The organism is Janthinobacterium sp. UMAB-56 (genome assembly GCF_900095265.1).
Lineage (GTDB): Bacteria > Pseudomonadota > Gammaproteobacteria > Burkholderiales > Burkholderiaceae_D > Janthinobacterium.
Map to the genome: position 1 here is coordinate 55,975 of NZ_LT607669.1, position 22,885 is coordinate 78,859.

Below are 22,885 nucleotides of genomic sequence, written 5' to 3' on the forward strand. Positions count from 1 at the left end.
CGCGGCCCCTTGTTTGTAGGTTTCCTCGACTTAGCTTTCGAAGATAGCTACTTTCAGATCATCACACTTAAGCCAGATGTGCAACGGTAGAGGTAAGTACTACCTCCCCGGCAACACTGGCTGGATGCTGTGCCACGTACTGGATAGCGGATTGATTCAAGCCCTCGCTGAGTCTTCTAAGATAGCAATCGCCCTTCGTTAAAACATAATTTGGACCGGCGACTGTACTCAGGAGCGTTACCAACTCTTCTCTCATCCAATCCTTGTCCGACCAGCTACGGACCATAGCCCGGTCGACCATATGGACGCCCCCTCCGACTTTGACTGCATGGTTGCCGAGTTTGTAGCAGCGCTCCTGCACTAATGACCTGTACAAAGCCATGTCCCCGCCTTCGAGTGACATGTAAGGTTTTGAAAGTATTTCGCTGATGTGATGAGGATGCGTCCCAGTCATCCAGCATACAAGTGCGTCAAACGAACCTGGCTGCAAATGTAGCTCAAGGTCAGAAGATAGAACATCTATTACAACGATCTTCACTTTCAGTCCTTGCCATGCGGAGAGATTTGACAGTTGATCGACCGAGATCAGTTCGACCGATATACCTTTGGCATTTAGGCGCTCACAGGTGCGATCAGCGCACGATTGGTTAGATTCAATCACCAGCACTTGGCGACCTGTACTGAGCAGAGCTTCTGTGCTGGCACCTGCGCCACAACCAACCTCAATGATTTTGTCGGCTTTCCCCAATCGTTCGTTCATCCACGTGTAATGCCCTGCTGCAGAGAAGGCAGCGGCGCTGCGCTCCCATTCTGAAGAATATTGGGCTGCGGTCATTGCCTGACCGAATCTCGGATGGATTTCATTCATATCATTTTTCCCGCTACTTGGCGGCCTTTCCAAATAGCCGGCTACCGGCCGGCGTCGGGGCGGCATCGCCACCAATTCGTTTTCCTACATCGGCCGTGCCTGGATATGCGTGCATCCAGCGTATCAATGCAGCTTCACGCAGCCTTGTCAGCCGACTTTTCCACCGGTTGGTAGTCAACCAATGAATCGTCACGAGTTTTCTAGACACTCGCCAGTCGCTTAAAATATAGTTTTTTCGTAGTTCATGGGCGATAGCTGTTTGCTGAAGCTGTGCCTACGCTTTGGATTGTAGAACATCACAATGTAGTCAAAGGTAGCGCGGCGGGCTTCTTCTCATGTATTGTAGGTTTTCTGCGGATGCGCTCGCGTTTAGGCAATTGGAAGAAGTTCTTGACAACGGCATTGTCATGGCAATTTCCGCACCTACTCATGCTCTGTTGCAGATTATGAAGAAATAGATCATGAATGCTTATGTGAAAAAGGGGATGCTCACGGCAGGACTAGTTCATCGGATGCCTTATTCTGTTCGATTCAAGGCATTGAGCTGTTGTTGATGTTGGTCTCTCCCTTGCGGGCTTGGTCGCTGCTTCGCCTACCTAGCGTCTGAATCCATGTCCGAATATGTCCCATTTGAGAACGTGACTGGACAGCCGTGTGGCCTTATCGTTCCTCCGGTATTAATCAATTTATGGAGGAAACCATGACGAAGCAGACAAAGGCAGTCCAGCGCAAAGCCACGACCGGCAAGATCCCGATGTCGCAGCACCGAGCCTCGGCTATCCAGAGCCGGATGATGAAGGACAAGGGTACGGTGTCAAAGAACGATTTCGCGGCCCGCGCAGCACGCGCCTCGGCCAGCAATGGCAAGGCCGGCGGACGACAATGAGCGCCAGGCACGAAACGATGCGGAAAGACACTATCCAACTGGATCCCGCCAAGGTCTGCCTGCGCATCGCCGTGGCCGGCGGGCCGATCAAGGCTCACGCCGTGGGCATGAGCGAAAAGACCATCCACCGCATCAAGAAGGGAGCACCCACGAGCCTGGCCACGGCGCACCGGCTGGCGGCTAACCTTGGCACGACCGTCGAGGACTTGCTACTTCCGCCCGGACGCGACGAAGTGGAACGGCAGTTGCCGCGTAACTGGCTGTACGAGAGCGTTGCACCGTCCGGCGAGGTGCGCCGGCATTTCCCGGCACAGCTCGCCATCGGCGGCGGCCACGAGGGCTACGTCGTCGACGGGCCGCCATCTGGCTGGCAAGACCCGCTCGACGCGCTGCTGAAGTGGCACACACAAGGCGGCAGGAAGATCGTCCTGCGCCGTTCAGCACATGCTTACCTGGTGGAGCTGCACTATTATGAATACAGGCCGGACCATGCACAGGAACTCGATTACTTCGGGGCGAGCGCCTGCCGGTTCTTCGCGCTAGCGCGCACCGGCGACGATTTCAGGAAAGCGGCGTTGAACGAGTTCCATGCCGACTGGATCTGGGGCGACTTGCGGCGCCTGGCAATGGAGAGAGCTGATATCGTCGACGTGGAAGGGGGCATCGCTCCCGCACACCCGCGCGACTACGTGCCGGTCGCACGCTTCTACCGGGGCATGATCGCACGGCGCAAAATGGAAGGCATGCGCGTGTTCGACCAGTTGCATCGTGACTTCCGGCGGGCATTGATCGAGTATCTGGACGGACTGGATCCGCGCCGGGTACACGTGTCGACGCACGGCTTGGGCATCCAGATCCGGATCGCCGCCGTTCGGCCGGCTGTGTACGATCCGTATTGGCAGGAAGACGAACTGTGCATCGAGGTCGACCTGGCGTGGTGGATGCCAGACGGCCGCCTGGCGCCCGCACCGTGGCGCCATGAACACCGTGAACGCATCGTCGCCGCACTCGCCGAGCGCAACTGGGCGGCCGTCTATTCCCCAGGCCTGCCGCTAGCCCACCCAATGAACAGCCAGGACGGCGAGGAAGATCCGCCGCTGGCGCCTGACTTGCACGTCCCATACCGCGTGGCGGAGGCCGTCAAGGCCCTGTACAGCCCAGTGCCCGAAGAATGGGATGGATCGGTCAATATTTCCGCTTAATTCGTTCCTGCCACCCCAGCGCCGCCACAATCCGGTCCGCGACGATGCACAATTGAGCGATGACGACCAGCTGTGAGGCGTGCGCCTTAAGCGGCTCGGCGGAACGCTGCTACACAACGTAGAAGCGCACGTGCGTCACTGTCTAACGAGGTTCTTGATCAAAGAGCGCTGTGGGGCGAAAGCGGCGCGTCGACCAGGTATAAAAATTGCGCGCGCAGTTTCAAATTTTATAGGCGCAAGCTATGAACTTTGGCACCCTAGGCAAGTGATTGTGTCAAAATCTATTGTTCGTAGGCAACTTGATGCCCTCCTACATACCCAATAGCGATCACGCCGAAGGCCATCAGGATGAATTCGTGAGTCTTTTTTTTTTCGAAATCTAGCTGAGGAGAACATGAATAATTGGCTCAAAAAATTATATTTTTGCAAGTTTCGTAATATCGGGGGTAAATACCACCTGTGGGTAGTCGCAGGTACGATGTTGATCGCAATGGGGCTGCTAGCGATCGTTGCAATCCGATACGATAGCCCTCCCGAGTTCGTTTTTTTTCCAGTTGTTACGCTGATAATCTACGCTTACCTCCGCACCATGTGGTCGTATCAACAAACAAACATGATGCTCACTCCCAATGGTGATGGTCGGTGGAGCATACACATGGCTCCACTCGTATCTTTTATCCCATGCTTCTATGCACGGCAATCAAGAGGGTTTATCCTGGATGGGACATTAGCTATCCTAAAGGCTGGAAAGTCCCATGGCTTAACAGGGTCAGTGATACTGCAAAGCCATTTACTTGGTAATGAGCGTACGCGTAGTAAATTAGCACAGCAACTCGCGTTGGAATTACCGTGGTGCAAAATAACACCCTTAGCGCAAACAACCAAGTTAGGTCGTTTTAATGCATGGACACTTTCACAGACGCGCAATGCACGGCTAAAACAAAGCGTCAGTGGAAAGAAAAGAGAATTTAGCAAAGACCGTCCGGTTGGAATGATTGCTATCGAAAACTGAAATGTGACATAGTTTTTCAGTGGATCGAATGGCGTCCTCTTGAAGGCGTCATCAGGGCCGCTCCTCCCTAGGTTCGAATGGCTCGCCGCTCAGGATTACTTTTAGCCGCCCTCCCTGAGCGTCAGCTGCTGCCGATGTTCGGCAAGGAAGGCCCGCTGGCGCGCGTTGTACGGCGGCGGCTCCAGTATCGCGTGCTAGATACCTCGAACCTTAAGCAGTGTTCTTCCAGTGCAGTTTCATCAATACCAACAACATATCATCGTCGTGAAACGAGAAATAGTCCATCTCGAACGGGAATAGGTAAATTCCAGTAACTCGGCTGAAGCATATCGGCGCCGCTCTTGTGGGCTGCGGCGCTCACCTTAGCGCATATTACTCAAGCAGTCTACGATTAAGTTCTTTCCTGATTTTCTGCAATCTGCAGAGCCATTAACCGTTCCAACCCAGTTGGATTTTCAATACCGGCCCTTTGACATACAGAAATAATCTTTTCTTCTTGTGCAATCGTTTGTGCAGCACAGCGCAGTGTAGACAGGAATTCCTCCTTGTCGGCACATGGGGCAAGGGCCGCGGGAAAATTATCAAGGCTCCTTTGAAGGATAGGGTTAGTTCCAGCAATTTTTCTAGCAATACCGATATAGTATTCATGAGAATGTTTACTACCACTCAACACCATACACAGGAAGGCAAAGCCGCATAACAATAGCATACAATATGAAACCAAATCCATTTGGCAATCCTTTAAATTAAATAAGAAATTTCATATTTTATACAACTAAACTATTTAAGCAAATCTTCCAACTCGGATCTCAACATATTTTTAGATTTACTTTTTTGAATTTCAGGGAAAATAGGTTGAGCACCATCAACCGTAGTCAAATATATAGGAAATACAATCACATTATAATCGTGAACAGATATTTTTTTATCAAAAAAAACCCGCTTTATAGCTTCCTTATCAGCATTGCTGCCATGAAGAACAGCGTACTGGGCATGATAATATGCAGAATTATTGGCTTCCTGTATATAGTCGTATGGGCTAAAAATCCATATAGCGATACTTAAACCAACAACACAGCCAGAAAAGTATTTTTTAATCATTTTTCTTACTATTCACGGTACATTAATTTCAATTAAGTCAGCTGCCACTGATTGATGAAGATGTCACCCACATTCCGCTTAACTAATATTGCGCTTATGGGCTACCCGGCACACTGCTTGACCTGCTTTATAAAGCAAGAGTAGAGGAGCCAAGAAAGTCAAACCACAAAGAATGAACGTCCCGCCAAAGACGACGACAAGTACAACAAAATCGTTAAAATTTTTCATACTTTTCCTTGCCGGCGTCGGCCGGTGCGGGGCCTCCAGAGCGCCGAGATATTCTTAGGTAAAGCCTGGGATGACCGCCGCGCATGTGCAGCGACAACCCTTTTTGCCCCCTGGGAGGGGTTTTTCAGACTTAAGATAGGATGCAATCTTGTACTTTCTCCCATCCAGTTTGCTGTGATCAACGCCATTGCAGGGTAGCTTAACACCACTGTGCATCCACTTGAACTCAGTTGCCCCGATCTCCAGCATGCGTAGCAGTTTCAGCCTTGCCCGCTCTTCCTCATTGGTAACAGCAATAATCTCTGGCTTTCGACCGACCACACGGGCGACACCTTGCTCATCGATCGCCACCGTTTCTCCTGGTCGAGCACCGATGGCGTATATCTTCTTGGCGAGGGCGGACTTTCGCCCAACTCCACACATGAAGAAATTGATCTCACTTCCTTCATTGACGGGCAGTTCAAGTTCTCCTCGGTGACGTCGGCCGAAAAGGCGATTAAGTACCAAAGTTATTTTTCTCACAATTTTCCTCGCTGGCCAGCACCGTGCTGACCTTCACATTGCACCAGGCCGCATCATGTGCGGCCGTGAGTGCTGCTGGCCGTTTTCCTCGATCAGTTCATGCGCTTCCAGGCGCACAGTTTACAGGTCAGACGACCATCAAAAAGGTAATGTTCGGTGTCACGTTTGCAGCGGCCGCAGTAGCGCATAATGTTCCTATTTACTTAGATACAGAGCGCTGGTGGCTAGCTTCGCTGCTCTAAAATACTTCAATTTCGTACAGTGTGTAATCACCGTCAAAATGAATTCCCTGTAGTGTGAATTGCGCATTCTTTGAAAGTAAGACTTCCCTCTCATGGCCAAGGTTCTGACCTCTGTGTCCAAAGACGATTGCTCGAGTATTTGACCCGCTCGCTATCCGCAGAATCCAAACATCTTTCGGTGTGTGATAGCTGGAGTGTGTAGCAGCGACTTGCGCACAAAGGCTTGTTGAGATCACTGCCGTGCTGGTAAATTTTGCAAATTGCTTGCCTGCACTATCGCGAGGGTATATGCCTCCGTGAAAGATAACTTGGCCTGGGTGAAGTGGTCGGCCGAACTTCGCCATCTCAATATCAACTCTTGCCGCGTCGTAGTGAGGGTACGAATTTCTGTATTTGTTGATCGCTGGAATGTCTTGCAACCGTGGCATCTCAGCCCGGGCCTCACTGAACGATGGCACCGCATTGAGCTTTTGTTCTATCAAGCTGGGCAACAGGTTATTGTGCAGATTTACTGCACGACGTGCATGACTTAAGGGATCATGAATCTCGAATCCGATCTCCACCGGCGGCAGATGCGGAATCATCCCCGCATTGTCACGAAGTGCGGCAAATTGATCGAACGGCTCGTTGACTAGGGGGTAAATTTCAATGAGAGGAAGTGTAATTGGATTCATTTTGATTTTTTGAGTGCACAGGATTGGAGCTTGCTTCGGTCGGCGTTACCGCTCGTCCTGTGACATGTCATAGTTGTAGGCTGTCGTCGCCACGTCTTCAGCATGGTCACTAAAACGGATCCCCAGCCCGTATAGCCGCTATTCTGCGTATGCGCGCGTCCTAAAGATACATCTGCGTTTTCCTATTTTTTGCTTGGCGGATAGACTGGCATGCGATTCAAAAGATCGAGCAGCTCCTGCCGATCAAGCACCAACTCACAAATTTTGTGAGCAACCCCATCAGCATTTTGGGTCATGACATTCGCAAATACCAACTGCTCGCAACCTCCAGTTCCGTCGGGGTTTTCTTGAGCGTTGGAGTTGAAGTGGAGCCACCGATTTGATACGCGGCATTCCGCGCGATGCTCGATTACGTTGGCTAATCGAATTCTATCCGATCGTGTCGATTTATCACTTTTTGACATCGCTGCGTTTTCCTTTTGTGCTTACTGGATGATCAGCGAGTTCTTGACCGCTTGCAGCGACGGTAAGACATCGCCCAGTTGCTTCTTACTGATCTGGTACTGGTATCCACCAACTACACGGTAGGTGGGTATTTCGGACCAACGTGACCGCTGATTCCGGTCTATCGTGACCTGTCAATCCGGTCCATCGTGACCGCCCATTCCGGTCTATCGTGACCGATTTTGGCCACCACCGGAATCGGCGGTCACGATACCGGAATAGCCGGTCACGATACCGGACCGGCGTCGTGCACAGCAGTAGTGGTGTTACGTATTTTGAAACCCAAACGGGTACGCTTCCAGCTTTTTCTGGAGATCGCGTGCCCGCACCAAGGATCACTATGCGTAAGATCAAAGACGTATTGCGTTTGAAACTGGACGCCCAACTGTCGCACCAGCAGATCGCCGCCGCGCTGGGCATCTCGAAGGGCGTCGTCACCAAGTACGTAGGCCTGGCCGCTGCCGCAGGGTTGGACTGGCCGCAAGCCAGGGACACGGATGAAACCGCGCTGGAGCGGCGCCTGCTGGTGGCGCCGGAGCGGCCGCGTGACCACATCCAGCCGGACTATGGCCGCCTGCACCAGGAGCTGCGCCGCAAGGGTATGACGCTGATGCTGCTGTGGGAGGAGCACCGCGCCGACCACGCCGGTGAGCAGACCTACGGCTACACCCAGTTCTGCGAGAACTACCGCCGCTTTGCCAAGCAACTGAAGCGCTCGATGCGCCAAGTGCACCGCGCCGGTGAAAAGCTGTTCATCGACTACGCCGGCCCCACCATCGGCCTCACCGACGGCACCCGGGCCCACGTGTTCGTGGCGGCGCTGGGCGCCTCCAGCTACACCTACGTCTGCGCCACGCCGCGCGAGACGATGACCGACTGGCTTGAATCGACGGCGCGCGCCCTGAGCTTCTTCGGCGGCGTGCCGCAACTGATCGTGCCCGACAACCCGCGCGCGCTGATCTCGGACGCGAACCGCTACGAGCCACGCAGCAACGACACCGTGCTCGACTTCGCGCGCCATTACGGCACGTCGATCCTGCCGGCGCGGCCATACCATCCACAGGACAAGGCGAAGGCGGAATCGGCGGTGCAGATCGTCGAGAGGTGGATCATGGCGCGCCTGCGGCACCAACAGTTCGCCAGCGTGCACGAGGTCAACGCGGCCATCGCGCCGCTGCTGACGCGGCTCAACGACAAGCCGTTCCAGAAGCTGCCCGGCACCCGGAGCAGCACCTTCGCCGCCATCGACGCGCCGGCCCTGCAGGCGTTGCCGCTGCAGCGCTACGAGATGGCGCACTTCAAAACCGTGAAGACTCACATCGACTACCACGTCGAGGTCGAACGGCACCGCTACAGCGTGCCGCACGCGCTGGTCGGCCAGGTGCTGGAGGCGCGCGTGACGGTGGCCATGGTCGAGCTGCTGCACCGGGGCCAGCGGGTAGCCAGCCACGCCCGTAGCAGCCGCTTCGGCGGCTTTACGACGGTGGCCGCGCACATGCCGGCGGCGCACCGTGCGCACATGGAATGGACGCCGCAGCGGCTGATTCACTGGGGTGCCGGCATCGGCCCGGCGACGGCGGAAGCGGTGACGCGATTGATGGCCGAAAACAAGCATCCGGAGCATGGCTACCGCTCCTGCCTGGGGCTGCTGTCGCTAGCCAAACGCTATGGAAAAGTGCGGATCGAGGCCGCCTGCATGCTGGCCCTGCAGCTGGGCGCCTGCCAGTACCGGCACGTAAATGCCATCCTGAAAAACAACCGTGACCAAAGCACGCCGGCCCCTGCCGGCGACTGGGTCAGCCCTGCGCACGCGCACCTGCGCGGCCCCGGCTACTACCAATGAATGAGGACATGACGATGATGATGCACACCACGCTGGCGCAGTTGCGCTCGCTGAAACTGGACGGCCTGGCGGCCGGCCTTGAAGAACAATTGGCTCAACCGGGCATGGGCGCGCTGAGCTTCGAGGAGCGCGTCGCGTTGCTGGTCGAACGCGAACTGCATTGCCGCAACGACCGCAAGCTGCTGCGTCTGCTCAAGAACGCTAGGCTGAAATATGGCCAAGCCGCCATCGAGGACATCGACAGCCGCGCCGGTCGCGGCATCGACAGGCGCGAGGTCATGAGCCTGGCACTCGGGGACTGGGTCAGCGCCGGCCACAGCGTGCTGGTGACCGGCCCGACCGGGGCCGGCAAGTCGTGGCTGGCCTGCGCGCTGGCGCAGTACGCCTGCCGGCGTGGTTACTCTGCGATCTACCAGCGTGTACCCCGTTTGCAAGAGGAGTTGCGCATCCGGCACGGCAGCGGGGCCTTCGGCAAATGGCTGCTGCAACTGGCCAAGACCGACGTGCTCGTGCTCGACGACTGGGGCATGGGTGCCATCGACGGCATGACGCGCTCGGATCTGCTGGAGATCATTGACGACCGTGCCGGCAACAAGGCCACCATCATCACCAGCCAGTTGCCGGTCGAGCACTGGCACGCATGGATCGGCGACGCCACCATCGCCGACGCCATCCTGGACCGCGTCATGCAGCGTAACCACCGCTTCACACTGACCGGCGATTCGCTGCGCATGCAAAAAACTAAAACCGCTAAAAAGGAGAAAAATATCGACCCATCGTGACCGCAGGCATTAGAATTTAACCGCGTAACACCACCACATGCGCATCGGTCACGATGCGCCGGAATGCGCGGTCACGATGACCGAAATACGCAGTAGATGGTCCCGGTCTTGCTCTTGCCGAGAAAGACATCGACCACCGTACCGATTTTTGACACTTCGCGGTTCTTGAACGTCACTGCTTCCATAGTCGTTTTCCGTTACAAGTCAAGTGGGATCAGCCCCGGTTCGTGCCTTCGGGTTTCCCGCATGGTCTACCAACTCTACCGGAAGGGACCAAGTCGCCGGATGTGACCCAACGATGGCTCGAAGAGAAGCGGCAGCTCCTTCCCCTTTGTTCCATGCGCGCCACTCGTTGTAACCCAAGTAGACGCCGCAGCATTCACTTTCGGTGCCAGAGTGGATTTGTAACCCGCCAGCATAAATTTTCTACATGTGTTTATTCCTTGGGAAGCTTCTTATGCAAAAACTCTACAACCGCCTGATCGAGGCGGACGCTTTCGACCGTGTGATTTGCGAAGTCGGTAGGCATGATACGCTGGCCCCACCACGCACGCCCATATTGCTTGTTCGGTGAGTAAAAAACCTGAACATACATGCTTCCGTCACAGGCAAATATCAGATAGTAGTCTTCGTCATCACGTGAACGGTAGAGGTCACCTCAGATGTAGAACTGCCGCAAAATCTGACCAGGTGCATTGATCGTTGCCATAACTTTTCCGCTCAAGGCGGCCTTTCAGGTCGCCGGCAGCCGGCCGGCTCGGTGCACTACCAAGGCGCGGTTTTCCAATTCGGCTACCGGCCGGTACGGTGACGCCAGGTGGCGCCGGTCTTTTCCTTGAATTTAAGACCTACCCAGGAGCCTCGAGAATATCGACGGTTTGGTCTTGCTCCGAACCTCAAACTGCTCCTCGTCAGTGCGTATGTGATGATCCTGCATGGTTCGATATTCCATTGGCCAGGTATTAGCCATTACTCTATCAAATCGGGGATCCGCGCCGCAGTACTGCACCAGTAACGAAAAAAGACTTGGCGTGATCGCGATTGCAGCTTTTGCAGGGGCACTAAAAACCAAAGTATCGTGGACCGCCGCCAATCCTTCGAACAGCGCTCGAATACCCTGCTCGGATACCGGAGTCAGCGCAAGTGGCGATTCATTACAATGACCATTGATTTCCACCAAGTTCGTCATGGATAATTTCCTTGCTCAAGCCACCTGGCGAGCGCGGCCGTAAATTTTGATGAACGAAACACGATCGAACTCTTTGATCTGAGCCTCGGTCGTATCCTGGTCCGGCATCGAACACCCGCACCCAATACCCAGCGACTTTGCCAACATCGGCTCCATGCCGGCAGCTGCCTCAGTGATGACCAGGCTGCACAGGGCGACGTCGTCGCGCACATCCAGCCCAGGACACGGGGCTGACGCTCCCGGGAAAGCCAGCTGCCCCACTTCGCACAGCTGCTCCTTGCAGCACAGGCCGCAGTGGTTGCACGGCGCAGAGAAAGCGGGTTTTGGCTGGAGTAGCATGGCTAATCTTTTCCTCGATCAGCTGATTCGGCTGCGCACCATACCGCGCAGTACCATCACGCTCAATGCTGCAAGCACAACGAGCGAATATGCAACTAACCATTTCCCCTGATTGATCGCCACCACAGAACCCACGACTTGCGCGCATAGCACTATCCCCAACAGTGCTATTGTGAATCCCTTGCTGGGCCGGTTTTGCTGCTGTTTTATGATAGACATATTTTTCCGGGTTAGATCAAATGCGGCGTATCAGTCCGGCCCGTAGGCCGATGGCACGGGATTCGGTCAGGGTCGCACGGCTCAGACCGTCGCGGCTCTTCCCCATCACTATTTTGTGCGCGGCCTGGTCGTCGATGTTCTCGGCCTGGCTATTGAACTGATACGGCACGATCACCTTGTCCTTGAAATGCTGCGCTATCTGCTCCGCTGTCGGCGGCGGAGGCGTTGCGGTTGCGCGAAGTGCTATGTATGCCCATTGCTTTTGCAGTTCGATATTCATGGTCATCCTCGATCAAAACGGTACGCCTGCAGCCGGCCCGCATGCGGGCGCCCAGGGCGCGATTTCCTTGGGTCAGTGGCGAATGCGGATGTATTCAAGAAAACCAGCTTGCTCTTTCTGCATGCGCAAATTTTTACGTTGGCATATTGCGGCCGTGATGATTATGCAGACCACCAGTAGAGCCTTGAATATTAATCCTGGCACGAAGGTTAGAGTCACGACCAGCAGCACAACGAAGAAAATGAGTTCGCCGGGACGCAGTAGTGCCAAAGTTTTCAGCTTCTTTTTCATGGGTTCGATTTCCGTTCAATCCTGGTTCACGGTCGTTTCAAGCACCTTGATCTTTTTGGCGTTTGCGGAACCCAAAAATAGACCTCCGGCCAGCATCGCAACGCAGCCCAACGAAAGGTATGGCACGATGGCATTGATCTTTTCGATGCTCAGGGCCCCAAGTGTGGCGCCATTGTTCAGCGCGAAGGCCACGATTGCATAGCCAATCAATCCCTGCGGTGCCAGCAGCACCACGATGCGGTACAGAGACAGCTTTTCGCGCAGCTCGCTTATTACTTTTTGATTTCGATCGGTAATCATGTTTATCCTCGCTGGCCAGAACCACGCCGGCCTTCTCAATGCGCCCGCCGCCTTGTGGGCGGCTACTGCACGATCTGTCGTTTTCCTAGACCTTCGTGGCAGGAAGACGGTCGTACTTCACTGCACCGTTTGAAAGCAGCGTGAACACAATATCGGATTGGATAAAAATGTCCGCTGTCACTCCGTTGTAAATCGAATCGCACAACCAAGCTGCCATTGCTGCATTAGCAGCATGCATCTCGATTTCAGTCGTCGGTTTTTTCGCTTTTGCGGCCGCGATCAGCTCTTCGGCGAAGAAGGGAACCGCACCTTCAGTCCAAACCCGGCCGCGCTTACGCGCCTCGGCTTCTCTCGACTCGGCCATAATCGTCAAGCGCAACGCGTCGACTTCCGTCTCTCCTACCAACTTAGTTTGCATGGTCTCATCCATACGATAGACACTTATCAGCATACTATTCCCTATTGTTCATCAAGTACTTCAAGCGCCTCTTCGCCAGCAAGCGTCGGCATCAATTCAAATTGCGACTCCCAGAGGTTCCCGCTTTCGCGTACAAACAGAAAGCCAGCGGTCTCCAGATCCTTCGCGGCTTTAGAAAGCTGCTTGCGCTTTACACCAGTCGCTTCGACCGCTTCAGCCAGAAGCTTGCGAGCAGGCGATCCGAGCCTCACAAGAATTACTGCCGATTCCCGTGCTTGCTCCATCGACTCATGGGCGATCAGCATCATCAGGGTATTCCTTAGTATCTATCAACTTCGACACCACCACGTCGGGCCTTTTTGCGTGCCCCCAGTACAATAATGCCATTAGAAGCCGCGGTCCATCCTAGACACATCAAGCCGGTCGTGACCACAGTCTCAGAGGCGTCAAGTTTCCATATCGCCGTCACCAGCCCCATTACGGCGCTGATCACCAGCATTCCAACGCCTGACTGTACAGCTACTGCACCCGCCCCGGCTTTGTACCAGGCTTCGCGCTCACGGATGAACTGGGGATCCATATCAGTCATCATTCAGCTCCAGTGTCCTTTTACAATCAACCCGACGATAGCAATTGCGCTTCCCACCAACCACTTCCATTCTTTAGCGCAGAACTTTGCACAGGATCGTATCAGACGTGCTGACCAATGCGCCGGCTGATAAGGTTCACCTAAGTAGTCATAAAAAGAGGTGGGCTTTTCATCTCCCCACCATTTTCGGAACCTGTTCATCCTTCTCCTATTCTGTCTTGAGTGCAGCTTGGAGCAGCTTGTGCATGTCGGATTCAGCGATGCTCAGCTTCAACCGGCGAGCTTCCGCCAACGCTGCATTTACCATTACCAACGTGACGTTGTATTGCACTTCGGTTTCCCCGCCCGCACCAACTTCCAGCTGCACAATTCCTAAATCAATCTTCATCTATTCCTCTTTACTCATACCATTGAGTGCTTGCAAGGTTTGTTGAAACTGCTCGCCGTCAAGCCGGCCAGCAATTCGTTCCTGAACGACATGTGCGATGTTCTGACAGGCGATGTCAGCCGGAGCTTGAGTATTACGCCAGCGCTCACCAGCATCCCAACGGTTGACGTGCTTTTCACACTCGCTGCATACGCCAGAGGCGACCTCATAATCTACTCTAAGCCACCAACAGCCATTTTCGCATGCGTGATGATCCTGGCAACCGCAGCCGATGCAGTAGGCGACGCCAGGTGCAAGCTTGTAGTTCATGGCCACTTTTCCGTGTTAGGTTTGGTTCGACAACTGGACCGCATTGGCGGCACATTCAGTGCATTATTCTGCATGTTGCGACGACGATCTCCCAACCGGGCAACGGTTCTATAATTTCTATGTCAGAGCCGGATACACCACTACCCTTTTCGACGCGGCTAGCTAATTTGCCGTCACGCCAGCGTTGGATATGCTTTTCAACCCATGCGTCCACGCCGATGCGATGTTGGTCGGACATCTCATCCCGAATGTACTTGGTTTGCCGCGTTGTCTTGACGCTGTACAAGAGCGCCCCAATCGATGCGATCAAAGCGAAGCATGCGACGATTATTGACAAATACTGAAAAGGCATAGGTATTTTCCGCTCTTACTTGCCTTGCTTGAGGACAATGACCAATTGGATAGGAACACCACTACGCCCGAGCCTCGCCGCGATTTCAAGATCCTCCTGAAAATGCGCCTCCGCTTCCTCTAGGGTAGGGAATTCTGCAACTGTATTTTCTTGACTGTTTTGAACTTCAAAACGCAAGCTCCCTGGCATCATTTCTTCCCGCATTTTCACTCCATCAAAATTTCCGGCTACCGGCCGGGTTCGGGACGCATGCGCCGTTTTCCTCACATCGTATAACTGAATTGGAAGTACCGGCCATCACCCAGCGGAATCGACACAGTGCCCGCGTACTCGTCGCCGGTATAACCGCCGTTTGTGGTCTGGTCCACGTAGTGCTTGCCCCACGCAGCGCCGCCATATTGTTCTTGGCCTTTTGGAGACGAAGCAATCTGGTAGTCGAACGTGTAGCCGTCTGCGGTCAGCTCTTCCACAATGTCCGTATAGACCTCGGCGCTCACGACGCGCTGGACTTCTTGCAGTACTGCCTGTCGTTTCACGTCCTCGGCACGCTCATGCGCAATGTGCGCTGCATCGGCCGCCGCCATCGCGGCGCGGTCTGCCTCACTTAATTTGAATTCGGTTTTCACGATCTTTTCCGATCAGGCCAGGGCTTCGCTGCGGTTCTGGTCAGCTACCGTCCGAGCCAGGCTGCGCAGCAACTTCGACGCATCATCATCCCCACGCTTACCAGCCAAAAGGTAAGCAGCGCCGTTTCGCTTCAAAAGGCCGTTGGTTGCGCGCTTGAACTTGCGGTAGACACGGCTTGCGTTCGTTGCACTCATTTGGTTTGTCCTCGTTGGCCGGCACCGTGCCGACCTTCTCAACTCAGATGCCAACTCGAGGCTGGCGTCAGTACTGCTGTGGGCGTTTGCCTCGATCAGACCAGCTTGTCCCGAATGGACTGGTCGGAGTCTTGTAACACCAACGTGCCTGCATCCAGCGCGGCTTTGACGGCGGCAACCGACTCGTCTTCGGTAAGCCCCCAATACAAGAGCCTTTCCTTAATAACCAATTGATACATTGAATCTACGCCGTGCGACTGGAACGCTTCGACCGCCAATGCAGCCAAACGGCCCCCTCGGTTCGGAAACGGTGTGGTGCCGGACATGATATCGGCTACGCGTTTGGCTTGTGCTTTGTCTTCAATGAGCTCGAAAATGTTCATATTCATATTTTTCCCGGTTAGAGGTAGTGCTTCGCCGCAGACGAAATGACCAGTGCTGCGACTACTGATATCCCGATGATGTATGGAAGCGCCTTCAGGAATTCCTGTCGGCCAACTTCAATTTCTTCGCGCTCTTGATCGTTCATTTGTTTTCCGATCCCGTTACTGCCAATCAGGCAGCGCTGCAAAATCGGCCACTGACATGGCGACGTACTCGACTTTTGGGGCTACCGTCATCCCAGGCACTGGATCACCATGCAACATCAACATTGCTTGGCCAACTTGATTTGCGTGAACAACGAGAACTTCATCGTTCAAGGTCACGCGAGCTGCCAATACCTCAGTCCCGGCCATGATGCGAGCCACGCTAGCAGCATGTTGACTTTGAAAATTATCACTCATCACATTCTTCCTATTTCGGCTTCCGGCCGTTGCGGGCGCCGCTAGGGCGCGATTTCCTATTCAGTATTCGTCGTCGCTCGGTGCAGCTTCCATGATCTGCTAATACGCTGGCCTCTGTCGAGCAACATCACGCACTGATGGATTGCTGCGGCCCATTTCGCAAGTGGAAATATCCAAGGTATCCGACTGTCGGCCGGAGCATGGACTGTTAGCGCCCCATAGACCACCAATCCCAGCACAAGCACTTGCACCCAACTTAGAAGCAATGCATGGATGATTCTATGCCGTCCTCGAACGATCCTGCGATAGAGTTGAATCCAGCGGACTGGCTTTCTTAGACCTCGACGCTTTTTGGTGAATAACTTAGCCCATTGCTCTCGAATTTTTGTTAGAGGTCGCACAAATACTTTACCTTGTTGAGCCGGCGAGCCGGCCGGAGCGGTGGCGCGTTGCTACGCCGGTATTTTCATCGATCTTATGGCGCTGGTTTCAAGAGTTCAAAAAGCAGCGGCGCCTGAGTACGCTCAGCGGCAAAGTCAAAATTGTCGAGCAGTGCATTGACGCCGTCCTGGGTATCAAATGCAGTGCGTAGATGCGACGCAGGGATAACGACACGGCCATTACCTGCCAGCACCTGTCGAGCCAAACTCGGTCCGATTACGCCACACGGTACGGACAGGGGTCCATCAATTCGGCTGAGCAGTTCGAGATTGGCATGTGGCCTTGGCGTTACGATAACCATGAGTTTTTTATTAGACATGTCGGTTTCCTATCCCTGTACTGGTGGCATCGAGCCAAGCATTTCGACGCGGTCAAACTCGATCCCGGCTTCAAGCACCTGATGTTCTACATCGTCCTTCGACGTGCAGCCAGCCACCCGGCCGTCCTCAACATCGCCACGAAGAATTCGGCCAGCCCATTGACCGCTTGCCGCCTTCCATATTTGCAAAATGACTTCATCCATGATGTTGCTCTTTCCCTCGAACTTTATGCGGTCTGAGCCGCGTCAAAAAATGCCGCGATCCATTCATCGGTCGCAGGCTGGACATCGCTGCAACCGCCGTCTGCCGACAGCACGCCATACCAGACATATGCCACACCTGGCAGGCTTGCAAATGCGCGCAGCGTAGCGGCGTAGATGACCGGCTGACCGCCATCATTCGGACGGTCTGGCGTCCAGTAGCGTCCCAACCTTCCAATCCAGAGACGGCCCTCAAGGCTGGTTTCGCCTAGCAACGGAGAACTGCGAGCATCCGCACGGTATTCCAGCTGGCCAGTAGGTGACACCCAGCAATGCAGGTCAGCGTCTTCAACCATCGAGAGGCCCATAATCGAGCCATCCACTACAGTGGACAGGACTACTTCCTTGCGCGGGGTTTTAAAAAGTACCGCAATTTCTGCGTCGACGCTCATGGTGCCATTTTCCTTGGAGAGCAATCAACTCGAAATTGCGCGGTAAAACCAGCACAACAGCCATACCTGACTCGCTACCACTCCCAAATCAATAATCCAACTAGCGATAGGCCAACGTGCACGGATTTCAGGTTTCAGCCCTTTACTAAGAAGGCCAAGAGCGTCAGGTGGCAATTTCATATATTTTCCTTCTAATTCTGGACGATCAGCTTAGCCACCAAAGACCGAGTCAGCAGATCGATCTTCAACAAGCCCTCGGCTTCCATATGATCGACAAGCTCATTAGCCAAATTCACAGAATCTTTCGATCCAGATTGTTTTTGCGGCGCAGTAAGCCACCATCCAGTACCGCGATTGGCCAACTCATATCCAGCCCGCAACTTCTCAATCACATCGTTCTTAGTCATGTCGTTATCTTCTTAGGCTGAGATCGTTGCGCCGGCGGCAAGCAGTTCTCCTTTTCCCAGGAGCTGGCACTCGGCGCAGTAGCGCTCATTGAGGTGGCTTTTCATACCCCAGGAGGACAAGGGGATAGCTGTGTGCATGGTCCGCTCACCGCACAGCCCCCTGGCGTTTGTACCAGCTGTGGACAGGTGGTAGAACCAGGTGCCGGAAACTCCCTCGGTCACGTGCAGGCCTTCACATTTGATCTCGTTCGAATTCATGGATATTTCAGTTCAGGTTACGCGGCCACTGCCGCTTGTTTGTATGCTTTTTCGACAGCGCTTTCAAAGATGCGCTCACCTGTCACCACATGCTCTACCCACACGCGCCAGCCGTTGGCCGCGACTTTCTCGGCGCCGGCCAACGCCTCCCCGCGCTTGATTGCACCTGCAGCGTCCGTTGTCACGCGAGAAAACATGGCCGGGTTCCCAGCCACGTACTTGATGATCCAGTTCTTTTGTGTAGCCACGGTCTTTTCCTAGAGCTTTCGTTTAGCATCTAAAACTACTTTCCGCGCGCCCGATTCGGCAAGAATCTGCTCGTTATGGAGCGTAGCCATCCTGCGCTCGATCGACTGCTTCGCACCGTCATATTCTGTCCACGTAAGCCACTTTCGGGTAACCAGATAATCTGCCCTCTCTTGACACTCTGCGTCGCCTTCAGCGAGAAGCAGTAAATGCGCCTTCTCCGCCCGGCTCACCGGCCGTGCCATATGCGCAACGCAGACAAGCGCAGCCGCTATGCAGCCGATTGTAGTAATTTCATCCATGTCATTTCCTTGTTAGTCGAGTTGTGTCACTAGTGCGCGTACCGGAACGTCCATGCGCTTACCTGCGCTGGCGCCGCCCGTGCGCTCTACTTCCCACATTGACTGGCCACGATATGGCGTTGTCGGTGCAATGGCGCGAACCTCGTTGCCTGATTTCGTGAAAAAGTAGGTTTTACCTGGCTCGATGGTCATGATGCGCTTTCCGTGGCGGCTTGCGTGAGTTGCGCGAATGCGGCAGAGGCGACAGCATCCAGATCAGCGGTAGTTGGAACGCAGAGCCTCGATTCGGCCAGAACATCACCCTGTTGCCGCACAATTACCATAAGCCATTCCATCGAGTCTGCAATGCCTTGCATACGGAACTTCAGCGCGAGATCTTCGATGTCATACTGTGCAATGTGTTCGGCGTGATTCGAGCAGCGCACACTCACCTCAATCGCTTGCGCTGCACCAGGTGCACCGATCATCACCTGCGAACTGATCGCCTCCGATACTTGCGAGAGGTATCGCATCGCCTGCATCGTAATTTTTCTATCACTCATCTATGTCCCGCTACTCGGCGGCCTTTCAAAATACCCCTGCGATCCGGCCGGGACGGTTACGCCAGGTGGCGCGATCATATCCTTGCCGGGACCAGCCGGTGCGGGGCGCCCTAGGCGAAGAAATTTTCCGAGTTGTATCAGATGCGGGAAATCTTTTCGATTGCCTGCTGTTGAACGTCGTTTTCAGCAATGCGGGCCGCCTCCGCTTCGTGCGTTAGCTGAAGATCACGGATCACATTAAGATCGTGCAAACTTAAGGCCGGACGATTTGCGCACCTGTTTCTAAGCTCATCTTTCGCACTCAAACACCAGGTGTAGTCGGCAATTTCCTTAAGTGTCTTGGTTTCCAGAGGCGATTTTCTGTAGCTCACTTCCATGCCTATGCCTAAAAAAATACCTAAACAAATAAACGATATGCCTACCATCACGGTTGATGCTAGTATTAAAACGCTACCAATCACAATAAGCAAGGTAGGGATCATACGCCCGACGATTAAATGGATGACATTTTCTTCATCTGGGACTTCGTTCTTATTCGATCTCTTTTTCATATTTATCCTCGCTGGCCAGCACCTTGCTGACCTTGTCATTGGGTCTGGCCCGTCGCGCAGGCCCTGGATGCTACTGTGTGCAATTTCTCGATCAGGCCGGAGCTTCTCTTCGTTCGTAGACCTCATTAATATCACCACCAAAGACGCTGCGGAAGGCTTCAAGAGCGTCGTTCAGAAGAGAAATGATTTCAGTCATCAGATCCCTGAAAGTCGTTGCTTTCCATCTTAAGTGGGGCCAATGCGGTTCAAGAATCTCGGCGATGTACTGGTCAACACTTTCTGGTTTGTGAGCCATCCTGTTCCGTTCAGCAGGCCACGCCGCCATGTTCACGTACTTCGCCATATTCATGTGTCCCATAACCAGGCCAAACGTGCCGTAGTGGTGCAGCAGTTCGTTAAACCGGTCGCTCTCCGCTCGCGTCATACTCGCTACCAACTCGTCTCGTCGAGGGTTGAAAGGCTCCACAAAGTCCTCTAGGCTTTCGCCCGCATCGCCCACCTGCCTGCAAAACCATCGCTCCCACCAGATCGGAAAATACCGTTCTTGCAATTCGAGGTAAGTCATTCCAACTATATTGGTATTATCCGTGTACCTCTCTGCTCCCGCTTGCAGACCTTTTCGAGATACGATGAATCCGATGTTTGCCCCAGTCTCAGCCATCACAGTGTTAAAAGCGTGGACGACGGTTTGCGGAATCGCTGAATTCCAATTTTTACATTCGACGAGGTAGCGAATTTTGTCGACTGATGCTTCATCCACAGCAAAAACGTCGATCTCCACTTCGCCCCTCGGCGTCTTTAACTTCTCCTCAATCCTGGCACTCAATCCTATTTCGTTGAAGAGCCTTGCAACACCAGCTTGAAGCGCTTTCCAGTCTGGCGGATATGGATCCTCGATCATCTAGTATTTTCCTCATCGGCTTCCGGTTGGGCGCCACCAGGGCGCGATTTCCTTGAATCAGCGGCGCATCAAGATTTACCTCGTTACTTGACCGGCGTGCACCGTTCCGTTCGGGGAAACGGTGCCATCGTGAATGCCACACCCTCCGACTGCCTCAAAACATCGAAAGAGACAACATATTCGCACTTAGCCTTCGTGCCATCGTCGTAGGTCAAAATCGCAACGACTTTGGCCTTGTCGCCCGGCAGAATTTTTACTTCCTGCGGCTCTACTTTGTGAGCACGCTTCATATCAGGTGCGTTAGTGGCCAGCTCTGCTGCTTGTGCTGTGCCGAGCAGGCTAGTCATATATGCCGCCATGACGATAAACTGTTTCATCTAATTTCCTTGCCGGCTACCGGCTGGACTGTCGGGCGCCACCAGGGCGCGATTTCCGATGACATTTAGCGGCGACGGGTGTGAAGCAAACCTTCAACCAACACGATGCCCATAGCGGCGGCCGCTGGCGCGAGGACAAACACCGCAATCGCTGCCGCTACCCAAGCCGGCAGGTACGCATGCACCAGGATTACGAACAGCATTGGAATGCCTAACCCAACAACAGCGTGCGTGCGCTCGAAGAACGCACAAAATACGTCCAGCACGCCGAAGCAGTATGAGAAAGCTACGTCTACAGTTTTTTCTAACATGATTTTTCCTTGCCGGCGCCGGCCGATGCGGGGCGCCCAGGGCGCCGGGAATTTTGCAGCGGACGCAGTAGCGCATCTTTTGTCTAAGACTTCACGTTGTAATTAAGCCGCATTGCGCCGCCTGGGCTTGGGAAATGCGTGCTCACCTTGGCCTACTCACCTGTGGCCGAAAGTGGTTTCCTTCCCAATCGGACAAAGAAATTGATAACGTGTGTGCCCGGTTCAACGCCTGGTTCCATTGGTAGCGTTTGTTGATTTGGGAAAAACGGGTCGATGACGTAAAAGGAATTGAAAGCGACGTTCATTGTACCTACGTGTTTATCCAGATCGCTGTTAGCTAGTCCTCCAGATTTTTTTTCGACCTCCTGAAGAAACTCCTTAACGAGTTCGTCTTCTGAAGTGCCAGAAATTATTGCGTTGCGTGCTTTACAGAATTGAACGGTTTCTTCCAGATTTTTCTTCTGGTACATCAAATCACCAATCTTTTTATACATATATCTCCGCTGAGAGCGGCCTTTCAAATTACCGACTACCGGCCGGTTCGGTGGCGCCAAGCCGCGCCGGAATTTTTCTGTCTGCGATTAGCTTTTGAGGTAGACCGTAAGTGCTTCGCGTTGGCGATCATCCAGTTGCTGCCAAAGCTTCGCTGTGGTCGACGTCGATTCCGGCAACCACAACGAGCGATCACAGGCAGCGAACGCGACCATGATACGTTCGGTCGTTGATACGCTAGAACGCTCTGGGCCAAGCTTCAAGGCCTCGCGGATCGTAACAACAGCGAGCCGGACCGACTGCTCATACGTGAGGGGTTCAATTGACATTCATCACTACTCCATCGGCTGCCGGCCGGTTGCGGGCGCCACTAGGGCGCTTTTTCCATTCAAATATATCGGCGGTAGCAGTAGAGCACCTTGCCTGTTTCCGTTCTGCCTGCAGGCAGCACTAATATGCCGCGTTTGCGTAAAGTTCTACCTCGCTTGGCACTGACGACCTTAATATAAAACCGGCCGCCGTCTGACGGCAGATCAAAAATTTTTCGCTGTGTCGCCACGCTGTTTTCCCCTCGCTGACCAGACACCTCGCCCAGTCCTCTCAATGCCCCATGGCCCGCGGGGTGCTACTGGGCGTTGTCCTCTCAAGCTCAAGCGCCGTAGTGGCCTTCCAGTTTCAGATTCCGGAAGGACCGACGGACGCTTGCAACTATCGGCTTTAAGTTCTCGATCAAAGGGTCCCACCAGGCGATAACTTGCAACGCCGAGTCGGACGAATTAGCCAAGCCGATATCAAGCATCTCGGCAGCAATGCAATCGCGGCGCGGATCGTCGCTTGTGAGTACGTCGTTCGGGCATACCCGACCGTAGAGTGCGATCAGCTTGACTTTATCCTTCTCACGGATGGTTGCCGGATCAATTGGTACGCTAGATTTCATAATC

General features: G+C 54.0%; 44 protein-coding genes and 1 pseudogene. 5 read left to right on the forward strand and 40 right to left on the reverse strand.

Going from position 1 to position 22,885, the window contains the following annotated elements:
- Positions 1-67: 67 nt before the first annotated feature.
- Positions 68-868 (reverse strand): SAM-dependent methyltransferase, encoded by an 801-nt coding sequence (locus tag K0F85_RS24245; RefSeq protein ID WP_219118431.1) that lies wholly within the window; start codon positions 866-868, stop codon positions 68-70.
- Between the two features lie 219 nt (positions 869-1,087).
- Positions 1,088-1,317: pseudogene (locus K0F85_RS29010) on the reverse strand (IS3 family transposase); the annotation flags it as partial.
- A 251-nt stretch (positions 1,318-1,568) separates the two neighbouring features.
- Here K0F85_RS29010 and K0F85_RS24255 point away from each other — a divergent pair.
- The 3 genes from K0F85_RS24255 (at position 1,569) to K0F85_RS24265 (ending at position 3,968) form a co-directional block, all read left to right on the forward strand.
- Positions 1,569-1,754 carry a hypothetical protein gene (locus tag K0F85_RS24255; protein ID WP_219118432.1) on the forward strand — a complete coding sequence of 62 codons (186 nt, stop codon included), beginning with the start codon at positions 1,569-1,571 and terminating at the stop codon, positions 1,752-1,754.
- A 17-nt stretch (positions 1,755-1,771) separates the two neighbouring features.
- Positions 1,772-2,956, forward strand: a complete 1,185-nt coding sequence (locus K0F85_RS24260) for a helix-turn-helix transcriptional regulator (RefSeq protein WP_219118433.1) — start codon at positions 1,772-1,774, stop codon at positions 2,954-2,956.
- Between the two features lie 394 nt (positions 2,957-3,350).
- A complete protein-coding gene (locus K0F85_RS24265) occupies positions 3,351-3,968 on the forward strand; it encodes a hypothetical protein (protein ID WP_219118434.1) in 618 nt (205 codons plus the stop codon).
- 391 nt (positions 3,969-4,359) lie between these two features.
- Here K0F85_RS24265 and K0F85_RS24270 read toward each other — a convergent pair whose 3' ends face one another.
- The 5 genes from K0F85_RS24270 to K0F85_RS24290 form a co-directional block, all read right to left on the reverse strand.
- On the reverse strand, positions 4,360-4,698 hold the full coding sequence (locus K0F85_RS24270; RefSeq protein WP_219118435.1) for a hypothetical protein: 339 nt from the start codon (positions 4,696-4,698) through the stop codon (positions 4,360-4,362).
- A 50-nt stretch (positions 4,699-4,748) separates the two neighbouring features.
- The gene (locus K0F85_RS24275; protein ID WP_219118436.1) at positions 4,749-5,069 is read right to left on the reverse strand and encodes a hypothetical protein; all 321 of its coding nucleotides are present in this window, start codon (positions 5,067-5,069) and stop codon (positions 4,749-4,751) included.
- A 282-nt stretch (positions 5,070-5,351) separates the two neighbouring features.
- A complete protein-coding gene (locus tag K0F85_RS24280; RefSeq protein ID WP_219118437.1) occupies positions 5,352-5,819 on the reverse strand; it encodes a hypothetical protein in 468 nt (155 codons plus the stop codon).
- A gap of 238 nt (positions 5,820-6,057) precedes the next feature.
- Entirely contained in the window at positions 6,058-6,735 is a 678-nt protein-coding gene (locus K0F85_RS24285; protein WP_219118438.1) for a hypothetical protein, read from the reverse strand.
- Positions 6,736-6,917: 182 nt separating this feature from the next.
- Positions 6,918-7,199, reverse strand: a complete 282-nt coding sequence (locus tag K0F85_RS24290) for a hypothetical protein (protein ID WP_219118439.1) — start codon at positions 7,197-7,199, stop codon at positions 6,918-6,920.
- 359 nt (positions 7,200-7,558) lie between these two features.
- Between K0F85_RS24290 and istA the strand changes: the two genes are divergently transcribed.
- Positions 7,559-9,082 (forward strand): IS21 family transposase, encoded by a 1,524-nt coding sequence (gene istA / locus K0F85_RS24295; RefSeq protein ID WP_219118440.1) that lies wholly within the window; start codon positions 7,559-7,561, stop codon positions 9,080-9,082.
- A gap of 14 nt (positions 9,083-9,096) precedes the next feature.
- The gene (gene istB, locus K0F85_RS24300) at positions 9,097-9,864 is read left to right on the forward strand and encodes an IS21-like element helper ATPase IstB (RefSeq protein WP_219118441.1); all 768 of its coding nucleotides are present in this window, start codon (positions 9,097-9,099) and stop codon (positions 9,862-9,864) included.
- Between the two features lie 841 nt (positions 9,865-10,705).
- On the opposite strand, the gene K0F85_RS24305 is transcribed toward istB, so the two are convergent.
- From K0F85_RS24305 to K0F85_RS24460, 33 genes are all read right to left on the reverse strand, one after another.
- A complete protein-coding gene (locus tag K0F85_RS24305; RefSeq protein ID WP_076572342.1) occupies positions 10,706-11,053 on the reverse strand; it encodes a hypothetical protein in 348 nt (115 codons plus the stop codon).
- A 15-nt stretch (positions 11,054-11,068) separates the two neighbouring features.
- The gene (locus K0F85_RS24310) at positions 11,069-11,263 is read right to left on the reverse strand and encodes a hypothetical protein (RefSeq protein ID WP_219118442.1); all 195 of its coding nucleotides are present in this window, start codon (positions 11,261-11,263) and stop codon (positions 11,069-11,071) included.
- Between the two features lie 147 nt (positions 11,264-11,410).
- Positions 11,411-11,611, reverse strand: coding sequence for a hypothetical protein (locus K0F85_RS24315; RefSeq protein WP_219118443.1), 201 nt, complete (start codon positions 11,609-11,611; stop codon positions 11,411-11,413).
- Between the two features lie 16 nt (positions 11,612-11,627).
- A complete protein-coding gene (locus tag K0F85_RS24320; RefSeq protein ID WP_219118444.1) occupies positions 11,628-11,891 on the reverse strand; it encodes a hypothetical protein in 264 nt (87 codons plus the stop codon).
- A gap of 72 nt (positions 11,892-11,963) precedes the next feature.
- Positions 11,964-12,182 (reverse strand): hypothetical protein, encoded by a 219-nt coding sequence (locus K0F85_RS24325; RefSeq protein ID WP_219118445.1) that lies wholly within the window; start codon positions 12,180-12,182, stop codon positions 11,964-11,966.
- 15 nt (positions 12,183-12,197) lie between these two features.
- Positions 12,198-12,482: a hypothetical protein gene (locus tag K0F85_RS24330; protein WP_219118446.1), complete on the reverse strand. Its 285-nt coding sequence runs from the start codon at positions 12,480-12,482 to the stop codon at positions 12,198-12,200.
- Positions 12,483-12,567: 85 nt separating this feature from the next.
- Positions 12,568-12,900: a hypothetical protein gene (locus tag K0F85_RS24335; protein WP_219118447.1), complete on the reverse strand. Its 333-nt coding sequence runs from the start codon at positions 12,898-12,900 to the stop codon at positions 12,568-12,570.
- A gap of 41 nt (positions 12,901-12,941) precedes the next feature.
- Entirely contained in the window at positions 12,942-13,208 is a 267-nt protein-coding gene (locus tag K0F85_RS24340; protein ID WP_219118448.1) for a hypothetical protein, read from the reverse strand.
- An 11-nt stretch (positions 13,209-13,219) separates the two neighbouring features.
- Complete coding sequence (locus tag K0F85_RS24345; RefSeq protein WP_219118449.1) at positions 13,220-13,492, reverse strand: hypothetical protein; 273 nt, start codon at positions 13,490-13,492, stop codon at positions 13,220-13,222.
- A 205-nt stretch (positions 13,493-13,697) separates the two neighbouring features.
- Positions 13,698-13,877, reverse strand: a complete 180-nt coding sequence (locus K0F85_RS24350) for a hypothetical protein (protein ID WP_219118450.1) — start codon at positions 13,875-13,877, stop codon at positions 13,698-13,700.
- The gene (locus K0F85_RS24355) at positions 13,878-14,186 is read right to left on the reverse strand and encodes a hypothetical protein (RefSeq protein ID WP_219118451.1); all 309 of its coding nucleotides are present in this window, start codon (positions 14,184-14,186) and stop codon (positions 13,878-13,880) included. It lies immediately after the preceding gene.
- 367 nt (positions 14,187-14,553) lie between these two features.
- Positions 14,554-14,742 carry a hypothetical protein gene (locus tag K0F85_RS24360; RefSeq protein WP_219118452.1) on the reverse strand — a complete coding sequence of 63 codons (189 nt, stop codon included), beginning with the start codon at positions 14,740-14,742 and terminating at the stop codon, positions 14,554-14,556.
- Between the two features lie 59 nt (positions 14,743-14,801).
- Positions 14,802-15,164, reverse strand: coding sequence for a hypothetical protein (locus tag K0F85_RS24365; protein ID WP_219118453.1), 363 nt, complete (start codon positions 15,162-15,164; stop codon positions 14,802-14,804).
- Between the two features lie 12 nt (positions 15,165-15,176).
- On the reverse strand, positions 15,177-15,359 hold the full coding sequence (locus K0F85_RS24370) for a hypothetical protein (RefSeq protein WP_219118454.1): 183 nt from the start codon (positions 15,357-15,359) through the stop codon (positions 15,177-15,179).
- A gap of 95 nt (positions 15,360-15,454) precedes the next feature.
- On the reverse strand, positions 15,455-15,748 hold the full coding sequence (locus K0F85_RS24375; protein ID WP_219118455.1) for a hypothetical protein: 294 nt from the start codon (positions 15,746-15,748) through the stop codon (positions 15,455-15,457).
- Positions 15,749-15,759: 11 nt separating this feature from the next.
- Positions 15,760-15,888 (reverse strand): hypothetical protein, encoded by a 129-nt coding sequence (locus K0F85_RS29015; protein ID WP_257638150.1) that lies wholly within the window; start codon positions 15,886-15,888, stop codon positions 15,760-15,762.
- 16 nt (positions 15,889-15,904) lie between these two features.
- Positions 15,905-16,144, reverse strand: a complete 240-nt coding sequence (locus K0F85_RS24380; RefSeq protein ID WP_219118456.1) for a hypothetical protein — start codon at positions 16,142-16,144, stop codon at positions 15,905-15,907.
- A gap of 475 nt (positions 16,145-16,619) precedes the next feature.
- Positions 16,620-16,904, reverse strand: a complete 285-nt coding sequence (locus K0F85_RS24385) for a hypothetical protein (protein WP_219118457.1) — start codon at positions 16,902-16,904, stop codon at positions 16,620-16,622.
- Between the two features lie 9 nt (positions 16,905-16,913).
- The gene (locus K0F85_RS24390; RefSeq protein ID WP_219118458.1) at positions 16,914-17,108 is read right to left on the reverse strand and encodes a hypothetical protein; all 195 of its coding nucleotides are present in this window, start codon (positions 17,106-17,108) and stop codon (positions 16,914-16,916) included.
- Positions 17,109-17,131: 23 nt separating this feature from the next.
- Entirely contained in the window at positions 17,132-17,557 is a 426-nt protein-coding gene (locus tag K0F85_RS24395; RefSeq protein WP_219118459.1) for a hypothetical protein, read from the reverse strand.
- 191 nt (positions 17,558-17,748) lie between these two features.
- The gene (locus K0F85_RS24400; protein WP_219118460.1) at positions 17,749-17,964 is read right to left on the reverse strand and encodes a hypothetical protein; all 216 of its coding nucleotides are present in this window, start codon (positions 17,962-17,964) and stop codon (positions 17,749-17,751) included.
- A 12-nt stretch (positions 17,965-17,976) separates the two neighbouring features.
- The gene (locus tag K0F85_RS24405; RefSeq protein WP_219118461.1) at positions 17,977-18,222 is read right to left on the reverse strand and encodes a hypothetical protein; all 246 of its coding nucleotides are present in this window, start codon (positions 18,220-18,222) and stop codon (positions 17,977-17,979) included.
- 17 nt (positions 18,223-18,239) lie between these two features.
- A complete protein-coding gene (locus K0F85_RS24410) occupies positions 18,240-18,470 on the reverse strand; it encodes a hypothetical protein (protein WP_219118462.1) in 231 nt (76 codons plus the stop codon).
- A 9-nt stretch (positions 18,471-18,479) separates the two neighbouring features.
- The gene (locus K0F85_RS24415) at positions 18,480-18,770 is read right to left on the reverse strand and encodes a hypothetical protein (protein WP_219118463.1); all 291 of its coding nucleotides are present in this window, start codon (positions 18,768-18,770) and stop codon (positions 18,480-18,482) included.
- A 12-nt stretch (positions 18,771-18,782) separates the two neighbouring features.
- On the reverse strand, positions 18,783-18,962 hold the full coding sequence (locus K0F85_RS24420; protein ID WP_219118464.1) for a hypothetical protein: 180 nt from the start codon (positions 18,960-18,962) through the stop codon (positions 18,783-18,785).
- Positions 18,959-19,312, reverse strand: coding sequence for a hypothetical protein (locus K0F85_RS24425; protein ID WP_219118465.1), 354 nt, complete (start codon positions 19,310-19,312; stop codon positions 18,959-18,961). Before K0F85_RS24425 ends, K0F85_RS24420 begins: the two co-directional genes overlap by 4 nt.
- A gap of 137 nt (positions 19,313-19,449) precedes the next feature.
- Entirely contained in the window at positions 19,450-19,863 is a 414-nt protein-coding gene (locus K0F85_RS24430) for a hypothetical protein (protein ID WP_219118466.1), read from the reverse strand.
- A 91-nt stretch (positions 19,864-19,954) separates the two neighbouring features.
- Positions 19,955-20,764 (reverse strand): restriction endonuclease, encoded by an 810-nt coding sequence (locus K0F85_RS24435; protein ID WP_219118467.1) that lies wholly within the window; start codon positions 20,762-20,764, stop codon positions 19,955-19,957.
- Between the two features lie 83 nt (positions 20,765-20,847).
- A complete protein-coding gene (locus tag K0F85_RS24440) occupies positions 20,848-21,141 on the reverse strand; it encodes a hypothetical protein (RefSeq protein ID WP_219118468.1) in 294 nt (97 codons plus the stop codon).
- Positions 21,142-21,206: 65 nt separating this feature from the next.
- Positions 21,207-21,452, reverse strand: a complete 246-nt coding sequence (locus K0F85_RS24445; protein WP_219118469.1) for a hypothetical protein — start codon at positions 21,450-21,452, stop codon at positions 21,207-21,209.
- A 152-nt stretch (positions 21,453-21,604) separates the two neighbouring features.
- Complete coding sequence (locus K0F85_RS24450; RefSeq protein WP_070300541.1) at positions 21,605-21,946, reverse strand: hypothetical protein; 342 nt, start codon at positions 21,944-21,946, stop codon at positions 21,605-21,607.
- An 87-nt stretch (positions 21,947-22,033) separates the two neighbouring features.
- Complete coding sequence (locus K0F85_RS24455; RefSeq protein ID WP_219118470.1) at positions 22,034-22,273, reverse strand: hypothetical protein; 240 nt, start codon at positions 22,271-22,273, stop codon at positions 22,034-22,036.
- Between the two features lie 320 nt (positions 22,274-22,593).
- Entirely contained in the window at positions 22,594-22,881 is a 288-nt protein-coding gene (locus K0F85_RS24460; RefSeq protein WP_219118471.1) for a hypothetical protein, read from the reverse strand.
- Positions 22,882-22,885: the final 4 nt, after the last annotated feature.

Coding starts and splice junctions, on each gene's coding strand:
- K0F85_RS24245 (WP_219118431.1), bottom strand. CDS start 868: ATGAATGAAATCCATCCGAGATTCGGTCAGGCAATGACCGCAGCCCAA.
- K0F85_RS24255 (WP_219118432.1), top strand. CDS start 1,569: ATGACGAAGCAGACAAAGGCAGTCCAGCGCAAAGCCACGACCGGCAAG.
- K0F85_RS24260 (WP_219118433.1), top strand. CDS start 1,772: ATGCGGAAAGACACTATCCAACTGGATCCCGCCAAGGTCTGCCTGCGC.
- K0F85_RS24265 (WP_219118434.1), top strand. CDS start 3,351: ATGAATAATTGGCTCAAAAAATTATATTTTTGCAAGTTTCGTAATATC.
- K0F85_RS24270 (WP_219118435.1), bottom strand. CDS start 4,698: ATGGATTTGGTTTCATATTGTATGCTATTGTTATGCGGCTTTGCCTTC.
- K0F85_RS24275 (WP_219118436.1), bottom strand. CDS start 5,069: ATGATTAAAAAATACTTTTCTGGCTGTGTTGTTGGTTTAAGTATCGCT.
- K0F85_RS24285 (WP_219118438.1), bottom strand. CDS start 6,735: ATGAATCCAATTACACTTCCTCTCATTGAAATTTACCCCCTAGTCAAC.
- K0F85_RS24290 (WP_219118439.1), bottom strand. CDS start 7,199: ATGTCAAAAAGTGATAAATCGACACGATCGGATAGAATTCGATTAGCC.
- istB (WP_219118441.1), top strand. CDS start 9,097: ATGATGATGCACACCACGCTGGCGCAGTTGCGCTCGCTGAAACTGGAC.
- K0F85_RS24305 (WP_076572342.1), bottom strand. CDS start 11,053: ATGACGAACTTGGTGGAAATCAATGGTCATTGTAATGAATCGCCACTT.
- K0F85_RS24315 (WP_219118443.1), bottom strand. CDS start 11,611: ATGTCTATCATAAAACAGCAGCAAAACCGGCCCAGCAAGGGATTCACA.
- K0F85_RS24320 (WP_219118444.1), bottom strand. CDS start 11,891: ATGAATATCGAACTGCAAAAGCAATGGGCATACATAGCACTTCGCGCA.
- K0F85_RS24325 (WP_219118445.1), bottom strand. CDS start 12,182: ATGAAAAAGAAGCTGAAAACTTTGGCACTACTGCGTCCCGGCGAACTC.
- K0F85_RS24330 (WP_219118446.1), bottom strand. CDS start 12,482: ATGATTACCGATCGAAATCAAAAAGTAATAAGCGAGCTGCGCGAAAAG.
- K0F85_RS24335 (WP_219118447.1), bottom strand. CDS start 12,900: ATGCAAACTAAGTTGGTAGGAGAGACGGAAGTCGACGCGTTGCGCTTG.
- K0F85_RS24340 (WP_219118448.1), bottom strand. CDS start 13,208: ATGATGCTGATCGCCCATGAGTCGATGGAGCAAGCACGGGAATCGGCA.
- K0F85_RS24345 (WP_219118449.1), bottom strand. CDS start 13,492: ATGATGACTGATATGGATCCCCAGTTCATCCGTGAGCGCGAAGCCTGG.
- K0F85_RS24350 (WP_219118450.1), bottom strand. CDS start 13,877: ATGAAGATTGATTTAGGAATTGTGCAGCTGGAAGTTGGTGCGGGCGGG.
- K0F85_RS24355 (WP_219118451.1), bottom strand. CDS start 14,186: ATGAACTACAAGCTTGCACCTGGCGTCGCCTACTGCATCGGCTGCGGT.
- K0F85_RS24360 (WP_219118452.1), bottom strand. CDS start 14,742: ATGCGGGAAGAAATGATGCCAGGGAGCTTGCGTTTTGAAGTTCAAAAC.
- K0F85_RS24370 (WP_219118454.1), bottom strand. CDS start 15,359: ATGAGTGCAACGAACGCAAGCCGTGTCTACCGCAAGTTCAAGCGCGCA.
- K0F85_RS24375 (WP_219118455.1), bottom strand. CDS start 15,748: ATGAATATGAACATTTTCGAGCTCATTGAAGACAAAGCACAAGCCAAA.
- K0F85_RS29015 (WP_257638150.1), bottom strand. CDS start 15,888: ATGAACGATCAAGAGCGCGAAGAAATTGAAGTTGGCCGACAGGAATTC.
- K0F85_RS24380 (WP_219118456.1), bottom strand. CDS start 16,144: ATGAGTGATAATTTTCAAAGTCAACATGCTGCTAGCGTGGCTCGCATC.
- K0F85_RS24385 (WP_219118457.1), bottom strand. CDS start 16,904: ATGTCTAATAAAAAACTCATGGTTATCGTAACGCCAAGGCCACATGCC.
- K0F85_RS24390 (WP_219118458.1), bottom strand. CDS start 17,108: ATGGATGAAGTCATTTTGCAAATATGGAAGGCGGCAAGCGGTCAATGG.
- K0F85_RS24395 (WP_219118459.1), bottom strand. CDS start 17,557: ATGAGCGTCGACGCAGAAATTGCGGTACTTTTTAAAACCCCGCGCAAG.
- K0F85_RS24400 (WP_219118460.1), bottom strand. CDS start 17,964: ATGACTAAGAACGATGTGATTGAGAAGTTGCGGGCTGGATATGAGTTG.
- K0F85_RS24405 (WP_219118461.1), bottom strand. CDS start 18,222: ATGAATTCGAACGAGATCAAATGTGAAGGCCTGCACGTGACCGAGGGA.
- K0F85_RS24415 (WP_219118463.1), bottom strand. CDS start 18,770: ATGGATGAAATTACTACAATCGGCTGCATAGCGGCTGCGCTTGTCTGC.
- K0F85_RS24420 (WP_219118464.1), bottom strand. CDS start 18,962: ATGACCATCGAGCCAGGTAAAACCTACTTTTTCACGAAATCAGGCAAC.
- K0F85_RS24425 (WP_219118465.1), bottom strand. CDS start 19,312: ATGAGTGATAGAAAAATTACGATGCAGGCGATGCGATACCTCTCGCAA.
- K0F85_RS24430 (WP_219118466.1), bottom strand. CDS start 19,863: ATGAAAAAGAGATCGAATAAGAACGAAGTCCCAGATGAAGAAAATGTC.
- K0F85_RS24435 (WP_219118467.1), bottom strand. CDS start 20,764: ATGATCGAGGATCCATATCCGCCAGACTGGAAAGCGCTTCAAGCTGGT.
- K0F85_RS24440 (WP_219118468.1), bottom strand. CDS start 21,141: ATGAAACAGTTTATCGTCATGGCGGCATATATGACTAGCCTGCTCGGC.
- K0F85_RS24445 (WP_219118469.1), bottom strand. CDS start 21,452: ATGTTAGAAAAAACTGTAGACGTAGCTTTCTCATACTGCTTCGGCGTG.
- K0F85_RS24450 (WP_070300541.1), bottom strand. CDS start 21,946: ATGTATAAAAAGATTGGTGATTTGATGTACCAGAAGAAAAATCTGGAA.
- K0F85_RS24455 (WP_219118470.1), bottom strand. CDS start 22,273: ATGTCAATTGAACCCCTCACGTATGAGCAGTCGGTCCGGCTCGCTGTT.
- K0F85_RS24460 (WP_219118471.1), bottom strand. CDS start 22,881: ATGAAATCTAGCGTACCAATTGATCCGGCAACCATCCGTGAGAAGGAT.